Raw genomic sequence first — 20,037 nt, 5'->3', positions numbered from 1 at the left:
TTATTGCTTAAGCAAAACTGATGACTCCCTGTACAGCTGCTGCATCTCCGTTGTTATCGTCTTTAGGTTCTGCATTGCCTGAAGCGATGTTTCGGATTTCTTCGAGGGTCTGGCGTGTACGCTTATAGGTAGGTGTATTTTCTACCTGCAGGATAACGTCTTCGTTGTCAAGATCCTCCTGGCGGAACAGGAAGATGTGAGGATGGCGTTTGTACTGTGTTGTATTACCGTCAGTACCGTAATAGCGCTTACGTCTGTCTTCTCTTTCAGCTCTCTTTTCTTCTTCCTCAGCAAGTCGACGTGATTCTTCTTCTGTATGTTTCTTGAGATGGCGGTTCATGCCTTCTACATCCTCGAGACCGAATCCTGTTGCCAAAACGGTAACCTTAACCCTGCTACCCAATTCTGGGTCGATGGCCAATCCCCATTTCAATTCGAAGTCGTCTCCAAACTTCTCCATGAAATCGTTGACGTCGTTCATCTCGTCCATTGTCAAGCCAGGATTGTCCTTCTTTTCGCTTGCAAAAGCTATGCTCAAAAGGATTTTCTTAGAGTTGAATACATCATTATCATTGAGCAATGGTGAATTCAATGCATCTTCGATGGCCTTCTTGACACGACCTTCTCCCTCACCATAACCTGTACTCATAATAGCAACGCCACCATCTTTCAATACAGTCTTCACATCGTTGAAGTCAAGGTTGATAAGTCCGTGAACGGTAATGATTTCAGCGATACTCTTGGCAGCAACACTCAATGTATCATCGGCTTTACCGAATGCATCGAGTACAGCGAGGTCTGGATAAATCTGGCGGAGACGCTCGTTGTTGATAACCAGCAATGCATCTACATGTTTAGACATTTCCTCAACGCCATCGAGAGCCTGGTCGATTTTCTTAGGACCCTCAAATCGGAAAGGAATGGTAACGATACCTACAGTAAGAATGCCCAGTTCCTTACTTACTCTAGCGATGACTGGAGCAGCACCGGTACCGGTACCACCACCCATTCCGGCAGTGATAAATGCCATTTTAGTACCATCGTTGAGCATATTCTTGATGTCTTCCAATGTCTCTTCTGCTGCTTGGCGGGCTTTTGCAGGCTTGTTGCCGGCTCCAAGTCCTTCTTTTCCTAACTGCAGGTGTACAGGTACAGGGGAATCGTTGAGTGCTTGATTGTCTGTATTACAGAGCACAAAACTAACATCGTGAATGCCTTCTCGATACATATGGTTTACAGCGTTACCGCCGCCACCACCAACACCAATCACCTTGATGATGCTGTTTTCTTTCTCTGGCTCACCAAAGTCGAGAATATGTGGTGAATTGTTATTATCTAGCATAGTTGTATAATCTTAATATTTATTGTAATAGTCACTTTTTTTATTCTTCCTCAGAGATGGTGTCCTTAACGAAGCTCTTGATGCCTCTCATCATCTTGTGGAGGAGGCTGTTTTCTTTTCTTTCTTTTGCCTGTTTAGCAGCTTCTTCTTCTGCAGCCTTTCTTGCTTCTTCCTCTTCCAACTCTTTCTTGCGCTTGGCTTCTTCCTCTGCCTTCTGTTTTTCTGCAGCGGTTAGAACAACGCCCGTACCTACAGTTTCGTTTGGATTTCTTGGTGTCTTATGCAAGTCATTGACAGGTGTCGTCTCTGCAAAGGTGAAGAGATCTGTACCAATTTCGTTGCCTGCACAATTCATGTTACCCTTAGCCAACAATCCCAATACAGTATTCATCATACCGTTGTGATTGGTAATCTTTGGGTCTTTTGAATTCACGGTCTGGCTGACAAATTTAGCAATGCGAATCTTTTCGATATGGGTATGTGTCTTGAATACCTTATCGATTTCAGGCATGTTGCTGCCGCCGCCAGTCAGAATAATACCGCCCATCAGCTTGTCAGAGTACTCTACAGGAACCTGGAACCAGGCGTTCTCTACAATTTCCTCAACACGAGCCTCTACGATTTCGATAAACTTCTTGCTTTCTACGTATCGGTCTCGATCTATCTGATAGTTGAGGGTTGGGTCAATATTACTGATGTCTGTATATGCTTTGGCGTATTTCAATTTCATGTTTTCAGCATCAGTCTCTTCTACCTGCAGGCATGTAAGGTCCTTTGTAATGTTGCTGCTACCCAATGGGATGACAGACAAGTGACGGAGGATACCTTTATAATATACAGAGACCGTTGTTGTGTCAGCACCTAAATCTACCAACATACATCCAGCGCGTTTTTCCGAGTCGTTGAGAACGCTGTCAGCCATAGCCAAAGGTGCGAGATACATCTCAGCGATAGGGATGTTGGCATTTTCGAAGCATGTATTGATGTTATTGTAGAAATTCTTGCGCCAAAGAATGTTCAGGAAGATACCTTCCAGATGGTTGCACTGTATGCCGACTGGGTCAGTCTGGAATTGGTTATCTATTTTATATTCTTGTGTTGCTGCATCTAAAATCTCCTGATCAGGGTATGTCATGTTGCGGTTTACGTCCATGATTTCGTTGATCATTTCCTGAGATATGATGGAGTTGCCTGGCAAGTCTTTTACGATCACATTCTTGATGCTTCGTATTGATCGTCCTCCTACGCCCACATAAACTTGAGCAATATCTTGCTTCAAGATATTCTTCAATTTCTTGATGATGCTTGTTAGGCACTGGCAGGTCTTGTCGATGTTGTAGATGACTCCCTTTCTGATGCAAGAAGATGAGTTCTCCTCGACGATAGCAAGTACGGTGATGCTACCATCTAAATTCTTCTGACCTGCTATACCTGTCATCTTGGATGAACCAAGTTCGATAGCTACAATAAATTCCTTTGGCATAGTTCTTATATTATCTTTTCTGTTTCAATTTTAAATTAGCTATTGTGATGCTTTGTGCAAATAATCTGGTTGTCGAACTCGATGTTTATATATGAGTACTTGTTCCAACCTGCTTGTGAGAGGCCATACTTGTAGAATTTCTCCAACCTATCCATCTTTTTCTTGACGAATTCATTGATGTTTTTTTCTCTCTTGTCAATGTGATTGGTCTCCGGCAAGCAGCCTAGATATACAATGTGGTTGCCCACTCGTGGCACTAGCTCAATGCCTCTGTCGGGCAGCACATTTATCTGTTCTATCTGGTTTCTCCACAATTCACTAGTCATCAGAGCCTTGCTTAGTAATGAGATGTATTTCTTGGCAAACCACTTGTTGATATACCCGGTAGCGATGATGATATCGCTGGTATAGTTGGTGTTGGGCATAATCTGATAGTGATCATCTATGTAATAATCTTCATTGTTGATGCTCTTGATTCTTACGATTGGCATGCGTTGGGTGAGGTAGATATCTACCAGACCTTCTTGGGTCTTATAGCATTCTGCCGTCTTTACGAAAGGACTGGTCTTCAACGATTCTTCTATCTTTCTGGCATTCACGTCGTTCAGTGGTTTTGCCAGCGGATAGAGCTTGTTTATCTCCAGTCGTTTCTTGATTTCCTTCGCATTCAGAAAACCATTGGTCATCTCGTCTTGTATGTTGATGTTCACCTTAGTGCATACCAGGTTTGCTTCATCAGGTTTGTTAAACTTGGTGAAGGCAAACACTAGATATGTACCTATGATAAGGTCTAGTGTGATGATTGTGATTTTCTTCCAATTGATATGCATTTATTTTCTTATGTTATGGATATGCATTTATTTCTTTTCTAGAATCTCTGTAATTTGTGGTACGTAGTTGTCTAAGTCGCCAGCTCCTAATACAACAAGTACATCGAAATCCCTGTTCTTTACCAAGTCAAGTACATCTTCCTTGTGAATCATGCTCTTTTCAACACCAGGCTTCAAGTTGTCGTAAATCAACTTGGAAGTTACTCCTGGAATTGGCTGTTCGCGAGCAGGATAGATATCGCAGAGTATCACTTCGTCAAGAAGACTCAAACTATTGGCAAAGTCCTTGTAGAAGTCACGGGTGCGGGTATAGAGGTGTGGCTGGAAGATAGCCGTAATCTTGCGATCTTTGTAAAGCTCACGAATACTCTTGGCGCTCTGGTAAATCTCCTTTGGGTGATGAGCGTAGTCTGAGAGGAATACAAGCTTGTCGTTCTTGATCTTGAAGTCGAAGCGGCGATCCACTCCACCGTAGGTCTTCATGCCGTAACGAAGCTCATCAGCCGTGCAGCCGTTCAACTGCGCCATAGCCATGGCAGCCACACCGTTTGTGATGTTGATTGGCACAGGCTGACCAAGTTCTACGCCTGTTACGTTCTCGATAGGAGAGATGAAATCGAATGTGATTCCGCCATTCTCTATCTTGATGTTTTCTGCGTGGAAGTCGCCTTCGTCCAGACTGTATTCATATATCTTGACGCCGTTCTGTACGTGCTGCTTCATTTCCAGATTCTTGTGGATGATAAGCGCACCGCCAGGCTGAATCAATTCTGTATAGTGGCGGAAACTTTCAAGATAAGCCTCCTTGGTGCCATAAATATCCAGGTGGTCAGGGTCTGTAGATGTGATGACGCTCATCCATGGACGTAACCAATGGAAGCTGCGGTCGAATTCATCTGCCTCGATTACTACGTAGTCGCTCTTGTCGGAGAGGATGTAGTTGGTGCCGTAGTTCTTTGAGATACCTCCCAGAAAGGCATTGCAGTCAACGTGACTCTGGTGCATGATATGGGCACACATGGTAGAAGTTGATGTCTTGCCGTGAGTACCTGCTACGCACAATCCTTTGTGAGTACGTGTCAATGTTCCTAAAACCTGTGCACGCTTCTCGATGGTGAAGTTGTTCTCATGGAAGAAAACCAGTTCCTTGTGTTCTGCTGGAATAGCTGGTGTATAGACGACCAATGTAGTCTTGGCATCCTTGCAAGCTTCAGGAATCAGGTCTACGTTTTCCTCATAGTGGATGAGCATTCCCTCTTTCTCCAACTCATGAGTCAGATTGGATGGAGTCTTGTCATATCCTGCTACTACCAACTTCTTGTTGAGGAAGTATCTTGCAATGGCACTCATACCTATGCCACCTGCTCCTACAAAATAAACTGCTTTAATATCTTTGATTTCCATTACTTTGTTGCTAATTTGATGACTTCGTCGGCGATGACGTCGGCTGAGTTCTTTAATCCTAATTTCTTAATGTTCTCACAGAGTGAAGCGAGCTTGGCTTCGTCCTTCACTGTTTCAACGGCTTTCTTCAGCAATACCTCAGGTGCGTCTGCGTCCTTGACGTAGATGGCAGCATCCTTGTTGACCAATGCCATGGCATTCTTGGTCTGGTGATCTTCTGCCACGTTAGGGCTTGGAACCAGGATGACGGCTTTGCCGATGAGGCAGAACTCGCTGATGCTGCTGGCACCGGCACGGCTGATAACCAGGTCGGCTGCCTTGTAAGCTGCGCCCATGTCGCTGATGAAGTCTGTTACCTTGAGCATAGGCAAATCCTTACCTTTAAGTTGCTCCATGATAGCAGCATTGTAGTATTTACCAGTCTGCCAGATGAACTGTACACCGCTTTCCTTCACCAGGTCGAGGTGCTGAAGTATGCTCTCGTTAATGGTTCTGGCTCCGAGGCTACCACCTACGAGCAGGATGGTCTTCTTTTCCGGATCGAGTCCGAATTGCTTTCTAGCCTCTTCCTTGCTGATAGTAGAATCAAGTACATTCTGTCGGACTGGGTTACCCGTCATGATAATCTTGTCGGCAGGGAAGAAACGCTCCATTCCTTCGTAAGCCACGCATATCTTTTCAGCCTTCTTAGCCAAGAGCTTATTGGTGACACCTGCGTATGAGTTCTGTTCCTGAATGAGACAAGGAATACCTTTGCTGGCGCAAACATTGAGAGTTGGTCCACTGGCGTAGCCGCCCACTCCTACAGCCGCCATTGGCTTGAAGTTCTTGATGATGTTCTTAGCCATGTGCTGACTTTTCCATATCTTGAAGAGTACAGCGACATTTTTGAGCAGATGTTTTCTGTCGAAGCCGCAGATTGGCAATCCTTTGATTTCATAACCTGCAGCAGGAACACGCTGCATTTCCATTCTGCCGAGTGCTCCTACGAACAAAATTTTAGCATCAGGGCGTTTCGCCTTGATGGCATTTGCGATGGATACAGCAGGGAATATATGACCACCTGTACCGCCTCCGCTTATGATAATTCTTAGTTCATTATTCATATCCATTCTAGTTTGCTGACCCGAAGGTCATAAATCCAACGCAAAGGTAAGCAAAAAAATCCATTTAATGGCATTTTTTGCTTAATTAATTATACTTTTTTTTATGCAACAGCTATTTTGTCAGAATTTGGCATGTTTTGAGCCCCTTCTTTCTTTTTAGCAGTGCGGCTGATGCTCAGAATGATGCCAAGATATAGACAGTTGATAACGGTGGATGTTCCACCTCGGCTGATAAGTGGCAGAGGCTGTCCGGTTACCGGTGCAAGCCCCACTGCTACAAGCATGTTGAACAAAGCCTGTATTACCAGCAATATCGCCAGTCCCATGCATAGGAATGCCGGGAAATTATTCTCGCATCTGTTTGCAATTCTTCCTGCTCTGAACAGTAGGAAGATATAGAGCAGAGCCACGAAGATGGCTCCTTCTATACCCATTTCTTCGATGATGATGGCATAGATGAAGTCAGAGTAGGCTTGCGATAGAAAATCTCGTTCTACAGAGTTGCCCGGTCCGTTTCCTGCGATGTTGGAAGAGGCGATGGCGATGTTGGCATGTGCCACCTGAGCATCCTTGTCCAGGTCTACATCCTCCGGTGCAATCGCTTTGGAACTTGTCCATTTATCGATGCGCGCCTTCCAGGTGTCGGCTCTATGGAACAGCTTGTCTACTACGCCCGTTTCTTCCTTTTCGTCTTGCGCAACCTTCTCTGTCAGAGAGTTTTCCGGCTTAGCCGTATCGCCCTTGTCTTTACCTACTATCATGATGCTGGCAAAGATAATACAGATGGCTATAAGTGCAGTTCCCACCAGCTTGCCTATCTGCCGCATTGGTACTCTGCCTATGATCATCATACATAAGATGGTGAAACATAGCAGCATGGCGGTAGAAAGGTTTTCCAATCCGATGAGAGCGACGAAAATACTGGAGACAATCAGAATGTATTTGAACGCTCTTTTTTCGGCTCCATGTTCTGTCTGCATTGCACTCAGAATCTGTGCTACGGCTAGGACGACGGCTCCTTTGGCTATCTCTGATGGCTGGAAATTGATACCTGCCAGGCTTATCCATCTGGAAGCACCGTTGGTAGACTGACCTGCCACGAGCACCCAGAGGAGTAAGATGAAGGATAGGCCTAGCATGAACGGCGTCACAATCTTGAAGAACTTACACTTCACCTTGAGCATACATATCATGGTAAGCAAGCCGAGTCCCAGCAGACCTATATGTCTGATGACAGGTGCCATATAGTTGCCGGTCTTATATGTCAAAGAGCTGGAGGCAGAATATACCTCTATGATACTTATCATGCAAAGGAAGAAGAATATCATCCAGATAACTTTGTCTCCCTTGAATATGTTGCCTATGGTTTTATTGTTCATTTCCTAATTGTCCTATCTCTAAATTCCTGCAAAATAAAAAGTTATTCTCCGATGGCTCTTGCCAATGCCTTGAACTGCTCGCCACGGTCTTCCATGTTCTTGAACAGGTCGAAGCTGGCGCAGCATGGGCTGAGCAATACGGTATCGCCTGGCTTTGCCAGTTCCTGGCAGGCTGCCACGCAGTCTTTCATGCTGTGGGTGTCGCGGACTGGGATGCCGAGTGCGTCGAAGTTGTCGTGCAACTTCTGGTTGTCAGCTCCCAGGTATACGATACCTGTGCATTTCTCCTTCACCAGGTCCTTGATCTGGTTGTAATCATTTCCCTTGTCCTTACCACCGATGATGAGGATGGTAGGGGTGGTCATGCTCTCCAGCGCATACCAGCAGGCATCCACGTTGGTTGCCTTTGAGTCGTTCACATAGTAGACGCCCTGGAACTTGCCCACCTTCTCCAGACGATGCTCTACGCCAGGGAAGTCACTGAGCCCCTTGTGCAGGGTTTCATGGTCGATGCCTACGATGTTGCAAGCCAGACCAGCAGCCAGACTGTTGTAGATGTTGTGCTTGCCGCGGAGGCTCATGTCAGCCTGTGGCATTTCGAAGGTTGATGGGAAGTTGAGCTTGTACTTGCCGTCTTCGATGTAGCCCACGCAACCCTCCTCCTTGAACTCTGAGAATGGGCAGAGGTGTGACTTGAGGTTGTACTTAGCCAACTCCTTAGTAACGATAGGGTCGTCGTTCCAGAAGATGAAGCTGTCTTCCTCTGTCTGGTTCTGTGTGATGCGCATCTTGGCATCGGTATAGTTCTGCATCTTGAACTCATAGCGGTCCAGATGGTCTGGAGTGATGTTGAGCAGGATAGCCACGTTGGCACGGAACTCATACATGTTGTCGAGCTGGAAACTGCTCAGCTCGATGACATAATACTTGTGAGGAGTCTCTGCCACCTGAAGTGCCAGACTCTTTCCGATGTTGCCAGCCAAGCCTACATCATAGCCAGCCGACTTGATGATGTGATATATCAGAGAAGTCGTGGTAGTCTTACCGTTGCTGCCAGTGATGCAGATCATCTTGGCGTCGGTATAACGACCGGCAAACTCTATTTCGCTGATGATAGGAGTGCCCTTTGCCATCAGTTTCTGAATCATAGGTGCTTCCTTAGGAATACCCGGACTCTTGATGACCTCATCGGCATCTAAGATTTTCTCTTCAGTGTGATGACCCTCTTCCCACTCGATATTGTGGTCGTCCATCAACTTCTTGTAGTTGTCCTTGATCTTCGACATATCAGATACAAAGACTTCAAATCCCTCTTTCTTGGCCAGCACGGCAGCACCTGCTCCGCTCTCGCCAGCTCCTAAAATTACAATTTTACTCATTGTTTTTGTTTTTATCTGTTCAGGCTGATAAGAGCCCGTGTATTATCTAATCTTCAATGTGATGATGGTCAATGCCGCCAGGATGATGGTTACAATCCAGAAACGGATGGTAATTTTCGACTCGTGGTAGCAGTTGCGAGGCTTCTTCCACAGATACTTGCAGTCAGGATCCAGCTGATTGTCCTGTGTTCGGAAGTTGTCGTGGATAGGTGTGCGCTTGAAGATACGCTGCTTCACACCTCTCCGCTTTCCTATCTTGTAATAGTAAACCTGCATCATCACGCTGAGGCTTTCTACGAAGAAAATACCGCAGAGGATAGGCAGCATCAGCTCCTTGTGGATGATGATGGCACCTACTGCGATGATACCGCCGATGGTCAGCGAACCCGTATCGCCCATGAATACCTGGGCAGGGTAGGCGTTGTACCAGAGGAAACCGATGAGGGCTCCGATGAAGGCACAGAAGAATACTACCAGTTCCTCAGAACCAGGAATATACATGATATTGAGGTAGGCGGCAAACTCGATGTGCGAAGACACATACGCAAGTATGCCTAGTGCCACACCTATGATGGCGGAGTTTCCGGCACACATTCCGTCCATACCATCGTTGAGGTTGGCACCGTTTGAAACTGCGGTCACTACGAAGATGGTCATGATGACGAAGAGAATCCAGCCTGCTGCTACCTTGTACTTACCGCAGAAACTGGTGATGCTGGAATAGTCGAGGTTGTGTCCCTTGACGAATGGGATGGTGGTCTTCAGCGATTTTCTTGCTTCCGTACGATGCTTCACCACCGTCTCCTGTCCCTGTCGTTCGATGGCGAGGTTCTCGTTCATCTTTATATCAGGTGAAGACCAGATTACCAGTCCCACAATCAGGCCGATGCTAATCTGTCCTATAATCTTATATTTGCCCTTCAAGCCCTCCTTGTCGCGTTTGAAAATCTTGATGAAGTCGTCCATACCACCTAGGAAACCGAGCCATACGGTGGTGATAATCATCAGGATAAGATAGATGTTGCGTAATCTTCCGAGCAGCAATACCGGTACGAGAATGGCCAGGATGATGATGACACCACCCATGGAAGGTACGCCGATTTTCTTTACGCCGAACGGGTCGATGCTGGCGTCGCGTTGAGTCTCTGTGATTTGCTTGCTTTTGAGATACTTGATGAATTTCTCTCCGAACCAGGCAGAAATAACCAGTGACAATATCAGTGCGAGCAGGGCACGGAACGAGATGTAACCCCACATGTGAGAACCTGAGATGCCCCACTGTTCCAGAAATCTAAAAAGATAGTATAACATTGTTCTTTTCTTTTTTTCTAATTGATGATGTTACTACTTGTTGATACCGAAGATTTCGCGAATCACTTCCTTGTCATCAAAGTGGTGCTTCACGCCCTTAATCTCCTGATAGTCTTCATGTCCCTTGCCGGCAACGAGGATTACGTCGCCCTTCTTTGCCATCATGCAGGCTGTGCGGATGGCTTCCTTGCGGTCTACGATGCTGATTACCTTCTTCATCTGCTGGGCATTGAGTCCGGCAAGCATGTCGTTGATGATGTCCTGTGGCTCTTCGAAACGTGGGTTGTCGCTGGTGATGATTACCTTATCGCTCTGCTTTACAGCCTCCTGTGCCATCAATGGGCGCTTGCCCTTGTCACGGTTGCCGCCAGCACCGCATACGGTGATTACTTCGCCGCCCTTGCCGTCGAGTACCTCGTGGATGGCGTTCAATACGTTCTCCAGTGCATCTGGTGTATGGGCATAGTCAACGATGGCTGTATAGCCTTCTGGTGACTGGATAGGCTCCAGACGTCCGTTCACGCTGTGGAGGGTGCTCATCACTACGAGTACATCCTCTGGCTTCTTGCCGAGCATGATGGCTGCACCGTAAACGGCGAGCAGGTTGCTCACGTTGAACTTACCGATAAACTGTACGCCAACTTCTCTGCCGTCTATCTCCAGATACATGCCGCCGAAGTGGCACTCCAGGATTCTTGCCTTGAAGTCTGCCATGGAGCGGGTAGAGTAGGTCTTCACGGTAGCCTTGGTGTTCTGCACCATGATCATGCCGTTCTTGTCGTCCGCATTGGTGATGGCGAAGGCAGTCTTAGGCAGACCGTCGAAGAATGCCTTCTTGGCATTGCGGTAGTTCTCGAATGTCTTGTGATAGTCCAGATGGTCACGGGTCAGGTTGGTGAACAGACCACCGGCAAACTGCAGACCGCCGATACGCTTCTGAGCGATGGCGTGGGATGAGCATTCCATGAACGCATATTCGCAGCCTGCCTCTACCATCTTGCCCAGGAGCATGTTCAGTTCGATAGGGTCTGGAGTAGTATGGTCAGCAGGGATAGCTTCGTCTTCGATGTAGTTGCATACGGTAGAGAGCAAGCCACATTTATGACCGAATTTGCGGAACATATTATATAATAAGGTGGCGATGGTGGTTTTTCCATTGGTACCAGTAACGCCAACCAATTTCAGCTTTCTCGATGGGTCGCCATAGAAGAGAGTGGCTACTTTTCCTACAGCGTCTTCGGTAGATTCTACCTGAATGTAAGTTACGCCCTCTGTCTTGTCCTCAGGCATATCCTCGCACAATACCGACTTGGCACCGAGCTCTATCGCCTTAGGAATAAACTTGTGTCCATCTACCTGTGTACCCTTCATGGCAACAAACAGGTGACCTTCCTTAATCTTTCGAGAGTCGATGTTAATGCCCGACACCTCTACTTCTGCATCGCCGATAATCTGAACCGGTTGGATGTTTTTGAGCAATTCTTGTAACTTCATATAATGTTTTTTGTTTTATTACACCTTTTATATATAATAGAGCAGAGCCGCACCCTGATTGTGCAGCCATGTTCCCATGTTTCTTTATTCCAGATAAATGGCGCAAACCATGCCTTTCTTCACTGGCAATCCTGGCGCAAGAGTTTGTTTGACAACCTTGCCTCTACCATATATCTTGGTTTTGATGCCTCGGCTTTCCATCATGAAGATGGCATCTCTGGCTCCCATGTCGCTTACGTCTGGTACCGCTCTTTTGCTATATTGCTTTTCTTTGATCATTCGTATGCTCCGGCTGCCTGCGTGTTCGGTTCTTCCCCATATAGGATTGCCGTTGGCATAACTGCCCGACCAGTTTACGTTGGTCTTGATGCCCAGATGGGTCAGGACATAGTCGGCTGCCAGGATGTTGCCGTCCTTTACGTCTGGTACGAATACGGATGCTGAGTCTTTGGCATCTTTCACGTCGAGTTTCAGGCTCTGTGCCATGATACCTTCAGCGATGTCGTGGAACACCTTACCGCTCATGCTGCCTCCTGATGCTGGAAGACCTGATTTCTGGATGCAGACGATGCAGCTGTAGCGAGGATTGTCGGCAGGGAAATAGCCTGCGAAACTTACCAGATAGTTGGTTCCTCCAGCCTTGTAACCTCCGGCTCCCTTTGAAACCTGTGCCGTACCCGTCTTGCCGGCTACCTTGAAGTTTGGCGATCCTGCCTTTCTTCCGAGACCCACGCTTACTACCTGCTCCAGGATAGTCTGCAGTTCCTTGATGCTTTTCTCCTTGGCTATCTGCGGGCGCATCACCTCCGGTGGAAATTCCATGATGGTTTCTCCGTTCTTTACTACCTTGCTCACAAATCGTGGACGCATCATCTTACCATTGTTGGCGATGGTGTTGTAGAAGGTGAGGGTAGAGATAGGTGGCACCTGTGTCTCATATCCGATACTCATCCAAGGCAAAGAGGTCTTCGCCCAGTTGTCGTATTGTCCGTGACTGTTCTTGTGCGGCATTCTGATTCTCGCCGAAGTTGCTCCCACCAGTGGTATCTTCAGGTCGTCATGCAGCCCCGTGCGATAGATTCCCTTCACGAATTTCTCCGGGTTGTTCCTGTAATGATCGTCTATGATGCGGCTCACACCGATGTTGGAACTGTACCACAGGGTCTGTGCCAGGGTCAGCATTCCATATCCGCCCTTGCGCCAGTTGTGGTCCTTCATGTCTCTGCCGTACATCGGCCAGACACCTCCTGCCGTCTCTACACGGTATGTTGTGTCAACCACTCCGTCGTCAAGTGCCACGAGGATAGAGGCAGGCTTGAACACCGAACCCGGTTCCAGCAGGTCGCTCACGGCATGGTTGTGTATCTCTCGATATTCGCCGTCGAAACATTTCTCCATGTTTACGATAGCCTTGATGTCGCCCGTAGGCACATCCATCACGATGGCTACACCCACGTTGGCATTGATTTCTTTCAATTCTTCTATCAGCGAGCGTTCTGCCAGGTCCTGCATGCTCACGTCGATGGTTGTTACGATATCAGCTCCGTCGATAGGAGGCGTGTCGGTGATGTTCAGGAACTTGTCGCGCACCTTTCGGCGGTGTACGATGCCGTTGGTTCCGCGGAGGATGGAGTCATACGACAACTCCAGTCCGAATCTCGCCGTATCCTTGGCGCCAAACATGGCACCGATGGTACGTCCGGCTAAAGAGCCGTAGGTACGTGTTCGGGCATTGAATTCTTCCCAGTGGAAGCCTCCCTTGTTGGATTTCAGGCGAAAAACAGGAATGGCTTTAATCTCTGTGAATGTATTGTAGTCTACACGCTTGTCGTATACCGCCCAGTGTCGGCTTTCCTTGGCACGTCCTTCCGTGAGGTTACGCTTGAACTCCTCGATGCTTCTCTCCGGAAAGATTTTGTGGAGACAGAGGCAGATGGAGTCCTGCTTGGCATCCCAAAGAGAGTCGTTGTTGGCAATCTTCAGGGCCTTGAAGTCCATGAATACCTTGAATTCAGGCAGTGAACTTGCCATCAGCTGCCCGGTGCAGCTTAATATGTTGCCTCGGTTTGGCTTCACGGTCACTGAGTCTTTCTTCTGTCGCTCAGCCACCTTCAGCCAGTAGTCGCGCTTGGCAGTCATGATGTAGAATGACTTGGCGATGACAGCCAGCGCCAGGAGTGACATCACGATGGCGATGGCGCTGAAGCGGGGCATTACTTTCTTATGGTCGAATTTACTCATTCTTCTGGAACGTTAATAATGTATGGAGGTTGGGTCGCAATGTGCAAGGTGCTGTCCTTGTTGGTCTTCAACATGTCGAGTACGTTGCTCTCGCGGCTTTTCTCTGTTATCTGGCTGCTGGCCGACAAGGCTTTATACTTGGTCTCCTGCAACTCTGTCTGTAGTTTGTCTAACTCGATGATATCATTCTGGATGCTATATCGGTTAGAGATATAGATGATGATGAAGAACACGACGAGTATGACGAGCCAAATCTGCCGGCGGATAATCTGAGTGGTCAGGATGTCGCCACCCAGAATCTTGCGCAGCGTGAAGTTGGAAGAGCCGGAAACCTCCTCTTCGATGGCCTGCTTTGCTATCGCCTCCTTGAGTGACTCCTGCGGTTCTTCTACCTTGGCATTGTCTGCTTTCTGTTCTATATCCTTGTTTACTTCGTTATTCATTTCTTTTCTGCAATTCTTAGTTTGGCACTTCTGCTTCTTGGGTTTCTTTCCTGCTCTTCATCGTCAGGTATGATTACCTTATTGTTGATAAGCTTGAAAGGACTTTCTATTTTTCCGTAGAAGTCCTGTACAACCTTGCCCTCCGGGTTTCCTGCCTTCATCATGTTCTTCACGATGCGGTCTTCCAGCGAGTGATAGGTGATGACAGAGAGTCTTCCGCCTGGTTTCAGCAGTTCGGTAGCAGAACGTAGCATTTCCTTCAGGGCGTCCATCTCGTGGTTCACCTCGATGCGTAGTGCCTGGAAGAGCTTAGCCATGTCTTTCTTTTCACGCTCTCTCTTGAAGAGCGGTTCCACGGCAGCCATGAAGTCTTTCGTGGTTTCTATCTTCTGTGCTGCTCTTGCCTTGACCAGGACAGCTGCGATGCGGCGTGCATTCTTCAGCTCTCCGTAGAGATAGAAGAGGTCGGCAAGGGCTGCTTCGTCATATTCGTTGACGATGTCGGCAGCGGTTTTGCCGGCACGCTTGTTCATGCGCATGTCTAAAGGGGAATCGAAGCGGAAAGAGAAACCACGGCTCTCGTCATCGAAGTGGTGGCTTGACACGCCGAGGTCTGCCAGGAGTCCGTCCAGCCCGTCTACTCCATAATAGCGCATCCAGTTCTTCAGATATCTGAAGTTGGAACATACGAAGGTGAAGTTGGGGCTGGCTACCACGTTGCGCTCCGCATCGGCATCTTGGTCGAAGCTGTAGAGATGGGCTCCCTCGCTGAGTCGCGATAGGATTTCACGGGAGTGTCCGCCTCCGCCGAAGGTTACGTCTACATAGATTCCGCCAGGTTGAATATTCAACCCGTCAACGCTCTCCTTGAGGAGCACTGGTACGTGGTATGTTTCTGCTGTCTTTATCATATTTTCTTATTTATTACGCACATGTACATATTTAATGTAAAATCGGGTTCAAAGGTACACAAAATTCCCCACATTCACTCTATTTTAACCTACAAATTTTATTAAAGGGGATAAAAAACTTGCTTTTAGTCAAATTTCGCCTTCTCGGGATGAACCCTGGTTGGATGCATGAAAACGGCTGAAAATGCCCGAATTTCTCTCCTTAGGAACCGAAAAAGTAGCAAATTTGCTTGTTTTTGATAAATTTTCGCAAAAAATGGCACGTATTTGAGAAAGTTGAGTTATTTTTGCACCTACTTATATAAGTTTACTTGACATGAGCATTTCTATAGAGAAAACGATAGACATAGATAAGATACTGAAGAGCAAGATGGGAAGCAAGGCAAAATACGTTCCGCGATTCCTCGTTTCCTGGCTCAAGAAGATTGTTCACGAGGACGAGGTCAACAAGTTCTTGTGGGAAAGTCGTAACCTTTCGGGAACGGAATGGCTCACCGAATGCGTACGTTATCTGAAAATGGATGTGGAAATCGTGGGACTGGAAAACTTGCCCGACAAGAATGACGGCAAGCTCTATACCTTCGTTTCCAATCATCCGTTGGGAGGACAGGACGGAGTGTGTCTCGGTTCCATCATCGGACAGCATTATGACGGCAAATTCCGTTATCTGGTCAACGACCTCCTGCTCAATCTCCCTGGCTTGAAGCCTGTCAGCATTGGAATCAACAAGACCGGCCGACAGAGCCGCGACTTCCCTCGCATGGTAGAGGCTGGTTTCCAGAGCGATTGCCACATGCTGATGTTCCCTGCCGGCTTGAACAGCCGCAAGCAGGAAGACGGAACCATCCGTGACCTGCCTTGGAAAAAGACGTTCATCTCCAAGAGTGTGGAGTATCATCGTGATGTTGTGCCTATCCACTTTGGCGGGCGCAACTCTGAGCGGTTCTATCGCATAGCCCGTTTCAGCGACAAGCATCTGCCGTTCAATCTCGCCATGCTCTTTCTGGTAGACGAGATGTATAAGAACGTGGGCAAGCATTTCCGTATTGCGATTGGCAAGCCGATTCCCTGGCAGACTTTCGACCACAGCAAGTCGGCTACCGAGTGGGCGCAGTATGTGAAGGATAGTGTTTATAAACTGTAAAGTTAGTAGCATCAAGTAGAAAATTGTAGAAATCATATCGTAATTATATAGAATATATAGAGAAGAGTAGTATGGAAGAAGAAATCATCCAACCGATTGATAAGGAGCTGCTTAAGAGCGAACTGACTCCAGAAAAGCAACTTCGAATGACAAACAAGAGCCACAATGAGATTTACATTGTGACAGCCAATGATTCGCCTAATGTCTTGAAAGAGATTGGACGTTTGCGTGAAATCGCTTTCCGTGAAGCGGGAGGTGGTACTGGTAAGTCGATGGACCTTGATGAATTCGATTTTGGTGACAACTGCTACAAGCAGCTCATCGTTTGGAATCCGGAGGCTGATGAGATTATCGGTGGTTACCGTTATCTCCTTGGCAAGGATTGGGAACTTGATGAAAAGGGGCAGCCTAAGCTTGCAACCAGTCACATGTTCCACTTTTCAGACAAGTTCCTGAAGGAATACATGCCATATACCGTAGAGCTGGGCCGTTCGTTCGTCTCTCTCGAGTATCAGAATGTGCGCAAGAATACCAAGAGTATCTTTGCTCTCGACAATCTCTGGGACGGATTGGGTGCCCTCACCGTGCTCTATCCGGATGTAAAGTATTTCTTCGGCAAGATGACGATGTATCCTTCTTACATCCGTCGTGGCCGCGATATGATTCTCTACTTCCTCAAGAAGCATTTTGATGACAAGGAGAACCTGGTGATTCCGATGAAGCCATTGAAGTTGGAAACTCCTGAGAGCGAGATGGCAGCTATCTTCACGGAAGATGATTTCCGTGCTGACTATCGCATTCTGAATCATGAGATTCGCCAGCTCGGTTTCAATATTCCTCCTCTGGTAAATGCCTACATGAACCTCAGTCCTACCATGAAGCTCTTTGGTACAGCCATCAATTATGGCTTCGGCGATGTAGAGGAGACGGGCATTCTCATTGCCGTGGATGAAATTCTGGAGGAGAAGCGTATCCGCCACATCAACAGCTTTATTGAGGAACATCCTGAGGCGCTGAAGATTACAAGCGGTGCCAACAAGATTTTCTACAAGGAAAAAGAATAGTATTTTACTCTTCACTCTTCACAGATGTGGTTTAACGGTCTATTAGCTAGATAGTTATAGCGGTGAAGAGTGGAGACTCACTCTTCACAACTCTTCACCACTCTTCACCCATATTATTTTAGAGGAAAGAATATCAGCGAGGCAATGGTTCCGTCATCAATGAAGACCAGGCTTTGTCATCAATGAAGACCAGGCCCAGTCATCAATGAAGACCAGATCTTGGAATAAATGATAGCTGAATCTCGCGATAAGTGAAGAGTGGTGAAGAGTGGTGAAGAGTGAACCACCACTCTTCACCGCCCACACCCCCAGTGTTTATAGGGGTTTCAGCCGATTTGGTGAAGAGTGAAGAGTAAAAACGAGAGTAGGTTTTATACCAGCAGAAACAACTCTTACAGCAGCAGGAATACAGCCTGCAAACGGTTGTGGCAGACCTGTCAAAAACTTTCTCCCGACATATCTTTTTGTGTCTGGTTACGGCAAAAAGTTGCCCGCCAAGGGGCAATAATTTGCCATAGTAAGATAAACTTTTCTCTGTGCACGCCTACCTGTGCTAGCTCCTTATACAATAGGCAGGCTGATGCCGTTGATTTTCTGATAGATGTCGAGCGCATAGATGTCGGTCATGCCGCTGATGTAATCCAATACAGCCATGATTCTCTCTTCCAGATTCTCGTTCTCGATGTCGTATTGGCTGCTAACCCGGCGCAGGAGCTGCTTGGAATAGAAACGGGACGGGTTGACGGCTGCTTCGATGAAAACCTTCATCAGGGTAGCCATGATTTGATAACCCGAAAGTTCGATGTCGAGCACCGGCTTGCTTTGGTAAATCTTAGAGTAGGAGATCTTCTCGCATTCCTGGTATGCCATTTTCTGGCGCTCGGAAATGTGGTCGATGAGACTACCTTCGAATGTTCCGGCTAAGATTTCCTCCTCGTGAGCCAGGAAGGCTGCCACACATTCGTTTTCCAGTTTTCCGATAACGCTGGCTCTCATGTAAACTACTTTTTCGTTTTCGTCAGTCAGTTCTTCGTCGATGATTCGCTGGCGTATCTTCTGCTGGATATCTTCATCGAAGAAACTCAGCAGCAGGTGCTCCGTCTCAGCATAGGAAAGAATCTTGAGCTTGTGGGAGTCTTCGATGTCCATGATTTCGTAGCAGATGTCATCGGCAGCTTCTACCATATAAACAAGTGGATGTCGGGCGTATTTGAGGGGTTCACCTGGTGCCGACTTGCAGGAAATGCCCAATTCATCGGCTATTTTCTTGTAAGATTCCGCTTCGGAAGCAAAGAAGCCGAATTTTCCGTGATTCCCGGCAAGACTGCTGGCAAACGGATATTTCACGATGGCAGCAAGCATAGAATAGGTCATCACGAAACCACCTTGGCGGCGACCTTTAAACTGATGCGTCAGGATTCTGAAGCCGTTGGCATTACCCTCGAAATGGGTGATGTCGTCCCAGAACTCGGCAGAAACTTCATCTTTCAATCCCTGTCCGGCACCCTCGCTGAAGAAAGTCTGGATGGCTTTCTCGCCAGAATGACCGAAGGGAGGATTGCCCAGATCGTGCGCCAGGCAGGCGGCACTCACGATGGTTCCGATTTCCTCGAAGAGCGTATCCTTCAGCTCCGGGCGCTTCTGGATGATGTGACGGGAGATATCGTTGCCCAGCGACATGCCCACACTTGCCACCTCCAGACTGTGGGTGAGACGGTTGTGGACGAAGATGCTGCCCGGAAGAGGGAAGACCTGAGTCTTGTTCTGCAACCGGCGGAATGCCGAAGAGAAGATGAGACGGTCGTAATCGCGCTTGAATTCAGAGCGGTCATCGTGGCGCTCTGCATGCTTGTGTTCCTGTCCGAAACGCTTGTTTGATATGAGTTGTTTCCATTCCATAATCCGTTGATCCTTATATTTTAAATATTGCACATTTATCGTTCTGCAGCGCAAAAATACAGGAATCTGCGCATAATTCAAAATAAAAATAGATAAATTATATCATTTTTACTTATAAAATGCGATTATTCGCCTAAAAAGCAGTATTTTTGCAGAAAAATAGAAAAATATGCTGAAAGTACAGATTATCAATAAGGGGCATCAGCCTCTCCCTGCGTTTGCCACACCTCAGAGTGCGGGCATGGATTTGCGTGCTAATATCGATGAGGCTATCGTGCTTCATCCTATGGAGCGTAGACTCGTTCCTACGGGGCTTTTCATGGCATTGCCGGCTGGTTATGAAGCGCAGATAAGACCTCGCAGCGGACTGGCACTGAAGCATGGCATTACCGTGCTCAATACGCCGGGTACCATCGATGCCGACTATAGAGGCGAAATCATGGTGCTGCTCATCAACTTCTCACAGCAGGACTTCGTCATCAATGACGGCGAGCGCATTGCACAAATGGTGCTTGCCAAGCATGAACAATGCGACTTCATCGAGGTAGAAGAACTCGACGAGACAGAGAGAGGCGCTGGTGGCTATGGTCATACGGGAGTAAAATAA

The 20,037-nt window shown here is 47.3% G+C and carries 16 protein-coding genes; 3 read left to right on the top strand and 13 right to left on the bottom strand.

Features of this window, described 5'->3' with window-relative positions:
- Positions 1-7: 7 nt before the first annotated feature.
- The 12 genes from ftsZ to rsmH all read right to left on the bottom strand — a co-directional run bounded on the left by ftsZ (position 8) and on the right by rsmH (position 15,323).
- Positions 8-1,342, bottom strand: a complete 1,335-nt coding sequence (gene ftsZ, locus ACQRBJ_RS01995; RefSeq protein ID WP_294967400.1) for a cell division protein FtsZ — start codon at positions 1,340-1,342, stop codon at positions 8-10.
- Between the two features lie 40 nt (positions 1,343-1,382).
- Positions 1,383-2,825 (bottom strand): cell division protein FtsA, encoded by a 1,443-nt coding sequence (ftsA, locus tag ACQRBJ_RS01990; protein ID WP_294967402.1) that lies wholly within the window; start codon positions 2,823-2,825, stop codon positions 1,383-1,385.
- 35 nt (positions 2,826-2,860) lie between these two features.
- Positions 2,861-3,655, bottom strand: coding sequence for a cell division protein FtsQ (locus ACQRBJ_RS01985; protein WP_294967404.1), 795 nt, complete (start codon positions 3,653-3,655; stop codon positions 2,861-2,863).
- 27 nt (positions 3,656-3,682) lie between these two features.
- Positions 3,683-5,059, bottom strand: a complete 1,377-nt coding sequence (murC, locus tag ACQRBJ_RS01980; RefSeq protein WP_445302727.1) for a UDP-N-acetylmuramate--L-alanine ligase — start codon at positions 5,057-5,059, stop codon at positions 3,683-3,685.
- Entirely contained in the window at positions 5,059-6,165 is a 1,107-nt protein-coding gene (gene murG / locus ACQRBJ_RS01975) for an undecaprenyldiphospho-muramoylpentapeptide beta-N-acetylglucosaminyltransferase (protein WP_441932759.1), read from the bottom strand. Before murG ends, murC begins: the two co-directional genes overlap by 1 nt.
- Before the next feature lie 101 nt (positions 6,166-6,266).
- Positions 6,267-7,544: an FtsW/RodA/SpoVE family cell cycle protein gene (locus ACQRBJ_RS01970; protein ID WP_295346318.1), complete on the bottom strand. Its 1,278-nt coding sequence runs from the start codon at positions 7,542-7,544 to the stop codon at positions 6,267-6,269.
- Between the two features lie 41 nt (positions 7,545-7,585).
- Positions 7,586-8,923 (bottom strand): UDP-N-acetylmuramoyl-L-alanine--D-glutamate ligase, encoded by a 1,338-nt coding sequence (gene murD, locus ACQRBJ_RS01965; protein WP_153124160.1) that lies wholly within the window; start codon positions 8,921-8,923, stop codon positions 7,586-7,588.
- Between the two features lie 42 nt (positions 8,924-8,965).
- A complete protein-coding gene (mraY, locus tag ACQRBJ_RS01960; RefSeq protein WP_294967410.1) occupies positions 8,966-10,234 on the bottom strand; it encodes a phospho-N-acetylmuramoyl-pentapeptide-transferase in 1,269 nt (422 codons plus the stop codon).
- A gap of 33 nt (positions 10,235-10,267) precedes the next feature.
- On the bottom strand, positions 10,268-11,728 hold the full coding sequence (locus ACQRBJ_RS01955) for a UDP-N-acetylmuramoyl-L-alanyl-D-glutamate--2,6-diaminopimelate ligase (RefSeq protein WP_217760577.1): 1,461 nt from the start codon (positions 11,726-11,728) through the stop codon (positions 10,268-10,270).
- An 84-nt stretch (positions 11,729-11,812) separates the two neighbouring features.
- Positions 11,813-13,969, bottom strand: coding sequence for a penicillin-binding protein (locus ACQRBJ_RS01950; RefSeq protein ID WP_153124165.1), 2,157 nt, complete (start codon positions 13,967-13,969; stop codon positions 11,813-11,815).
- The gene (locus tag ACQRBJ_RS01945; protein WP_153124167.1) at positions 13,966-14,412 is read right to left on the bottom strand and encodes an FtsL-like putative cell division protein; all 447 of its coding nucleotides are present in this window, start codon (positions 14,410-14,412) and stop codon (positions 13,966-13,968) included. Before ACQRBJ_RS01945 ends, ACQRBJ_RS01950 begins: the two co-directional genes overlap by 4 nt.
- Positions 14,409-15,323, bottom strand: a complete 915-nt coding sequence (gene rsmH / locus ACQRBJ_RS01940) for a 16S rRNA (cytosine(1402)-N(4))-methyltransferase RsmH (protein ID WP_445302726.1) — start codon at positions 15,321-15,323, stop codon at positions 14,409-14,411. Before rsmH ends, ACQRBJ_RS01945 begins: the two co-directional genes overlap by 4 nt.
- Positions 15,324-15,639: 316 nt before the next feature.
- Here rsmH and ACQRBJ_RS01935 point away from each other — a divergent pair, with 316 nt between their 5' ends.
- Together ACQRBJ_RS01935 and ACQRBJ_RS01930 are read left to right on the top strand one after the other, a co-directional pair.
- On the top strand, positions 15,640-16,467 hold the full coding sequence (locus ACQRBJ_RS01935; RefSeq protein ID WP_295346311.1) for a glycerol acyltransferase: 828 nt from the start codon (positions 15,640-15,642) through the stop codon (positions 16,465-16,467).
- Between the two features lie 71 nt (positions 16,468-16,538).
- Positions 16,539-17,531 carry a GNAT family N-acetyltransferase gene (locus ACQRBJ_RS01930; RefSeq protein ID WP_294967418.1) on the top strand — a complete coding sequence of 331 codons (993 nt, stop codon included), beginning with the start codon at positions 16,539-16,541 and terminating at the stop codon, positions 17,529-17,531.
- A gap of 561 nt (positions 17,532-18,092) precedes the next feature.
- Here the strand turns inward: ACQRBJ_RS01930 and ACQRBJ_RS01925 are convergent.
- Positions 18,093-19,430, bottom strand: a complete 1,338-nt coding sequence (locus tag ACQRBJ_RS01925) for a deoxyguanosinetriphosphate triphosphohydrolase (protein WP_445302725.1) — start codon at positions 19,428-19,430, stop codon at positions 18,093-18,095.
- Positions 19,431-19,599: 169 nt separating this feature from the next.
- Here ACQRBJ_RS01925 and dut point away from each other — a divergent pair, with 169 nt between their 5' ends.
- Positions 19,600-20,037, top strand: coding sequence for a dUTP diphosphatase (gene dut, locus ACQRBJ_RS01920; protein WP_089544075.1), 438 nt, complete (start codon positions 19,600-19,602; stop codon positions 20,035-20,037).

The organism is Prevotella sp. SGI.167 (assembly GCF_050313615.1).
Lineage (GTDB): Bacteria > Bacteroidota > Bacteroidia > Bacteroidales > Bacteroidaceae > Prevotella.
This window is presented reverse-complemented; position numbering and strand designations above follow the sequence as displayed.

Bases quoted from the DNA above. Each gene is read 5' to 3' on its own strand.
- ftsA (WP_294967402.1), bottom strand. From the start codon at position 2,825: ATGCCAAAGGAATTTATTGTAGCTATCGAACTTGGTTCATCCAAGATG.
- murG (WP_441932759.1), bottom strand. From the start codon at position 6,165: ATGAATAATGAACTAAGAATTATCATAAGCGGAGGCGGTACAGGTGGT.
- ACQRBJ_RS01935 (WP_295346311.1), top strand. From the start codon at position 15,640: ATGAGCATTTCTATAGAGAAAACGATAGACATAGATAAGATACTGAAG.
- ACQRBJ_RS01925 (WP_445302725.1), bottom strand. From the start codon at position 19,430: ATGGAATGGAAACAACTCATATCAAACAAGCGTTTCGGACAGGAACAC.
- ACQRBJ_RS01950 (WP_153124165.1), bottom strand. From the start codon at position 13,969: ATGAGTAAATTCGACCATAAGAAAGTAATGCCCCGCTTCAGCGCCATC.
- ftsZ (WP_294967400.1), bottom strand. From the start codon at position 1,342: ATGCTAGATAATAACAATTCACCACATATTCTCGACTTTGGTGAGCCA.
- ACQRBJ_RS01985 (WP_294967404.1), bottom strand. From the start codon at position 3,655: ATGCATATCAATTGGAAGAAAATCACAATCATCACACTAGACCTTATC.
- ACQRBJ_RS01930 (WP_294967418.1), top strand. From the start codon at position 16,539: ATGGAAGAAGAAATCATCCAACCGATTGATAAGGAGCTGCTTAAGAGC.
- dut (WP_089544075.1), top strand. From the start codon at position 19,600: ATGCTGAAAGTACAGATTATCAATAAGGGGCATCAGCCTCTCCCTGCG.
- rsmH (WP_445302726.1), bottom strand. From the start codon at position 15,323: ATGATAAAGACAGCAGAAACATACCACGTACCAGTGCTCCTCAAGGAG.
- ACQRBJ_RS01970 (WP_295346318.1), bottom strand. From the start codon at position 7,544: ATGAACAATAAAACCATAGGCAACATATTCAAGGGAGACAAAGTTATC.
- murC (WP_445302727.1), bottom strand. From the start codon at position 5,059: ATGGAAATCAAAGATATTAAAGCAGTTTATTTTGTAGGAGCAGGTGGC.
- ACQRBJ_RS01955 (WP_217760577.1), bottom strand. From the start codon at position 11,728: ATGAAGTTACAAGAATTGCTCAAAAACATCCAACCGGTTCAGATTATC.
- mraY (WP_294967410.1), bottom strand. From the start codon at position 10,234: ATGTTATACTATCTTTTTAGATTTCTGGAACAGTGGGGCATCTCAGGT.
- murD (WP_153124160.1), bottom strand. From the start codon at position 8,923: ATGAGTAAAATTGTAATTTTAGGAGCTGGCGAGAGCGGAGCAGGTGCT.
- ACQRBJ_RS01945 (WP_153124167.1), bottom strand. From the start codon at position 14,412: ATGAATAACGAAGTAAACAAGGATATAGAACAGAAAGCAGACAATGCC.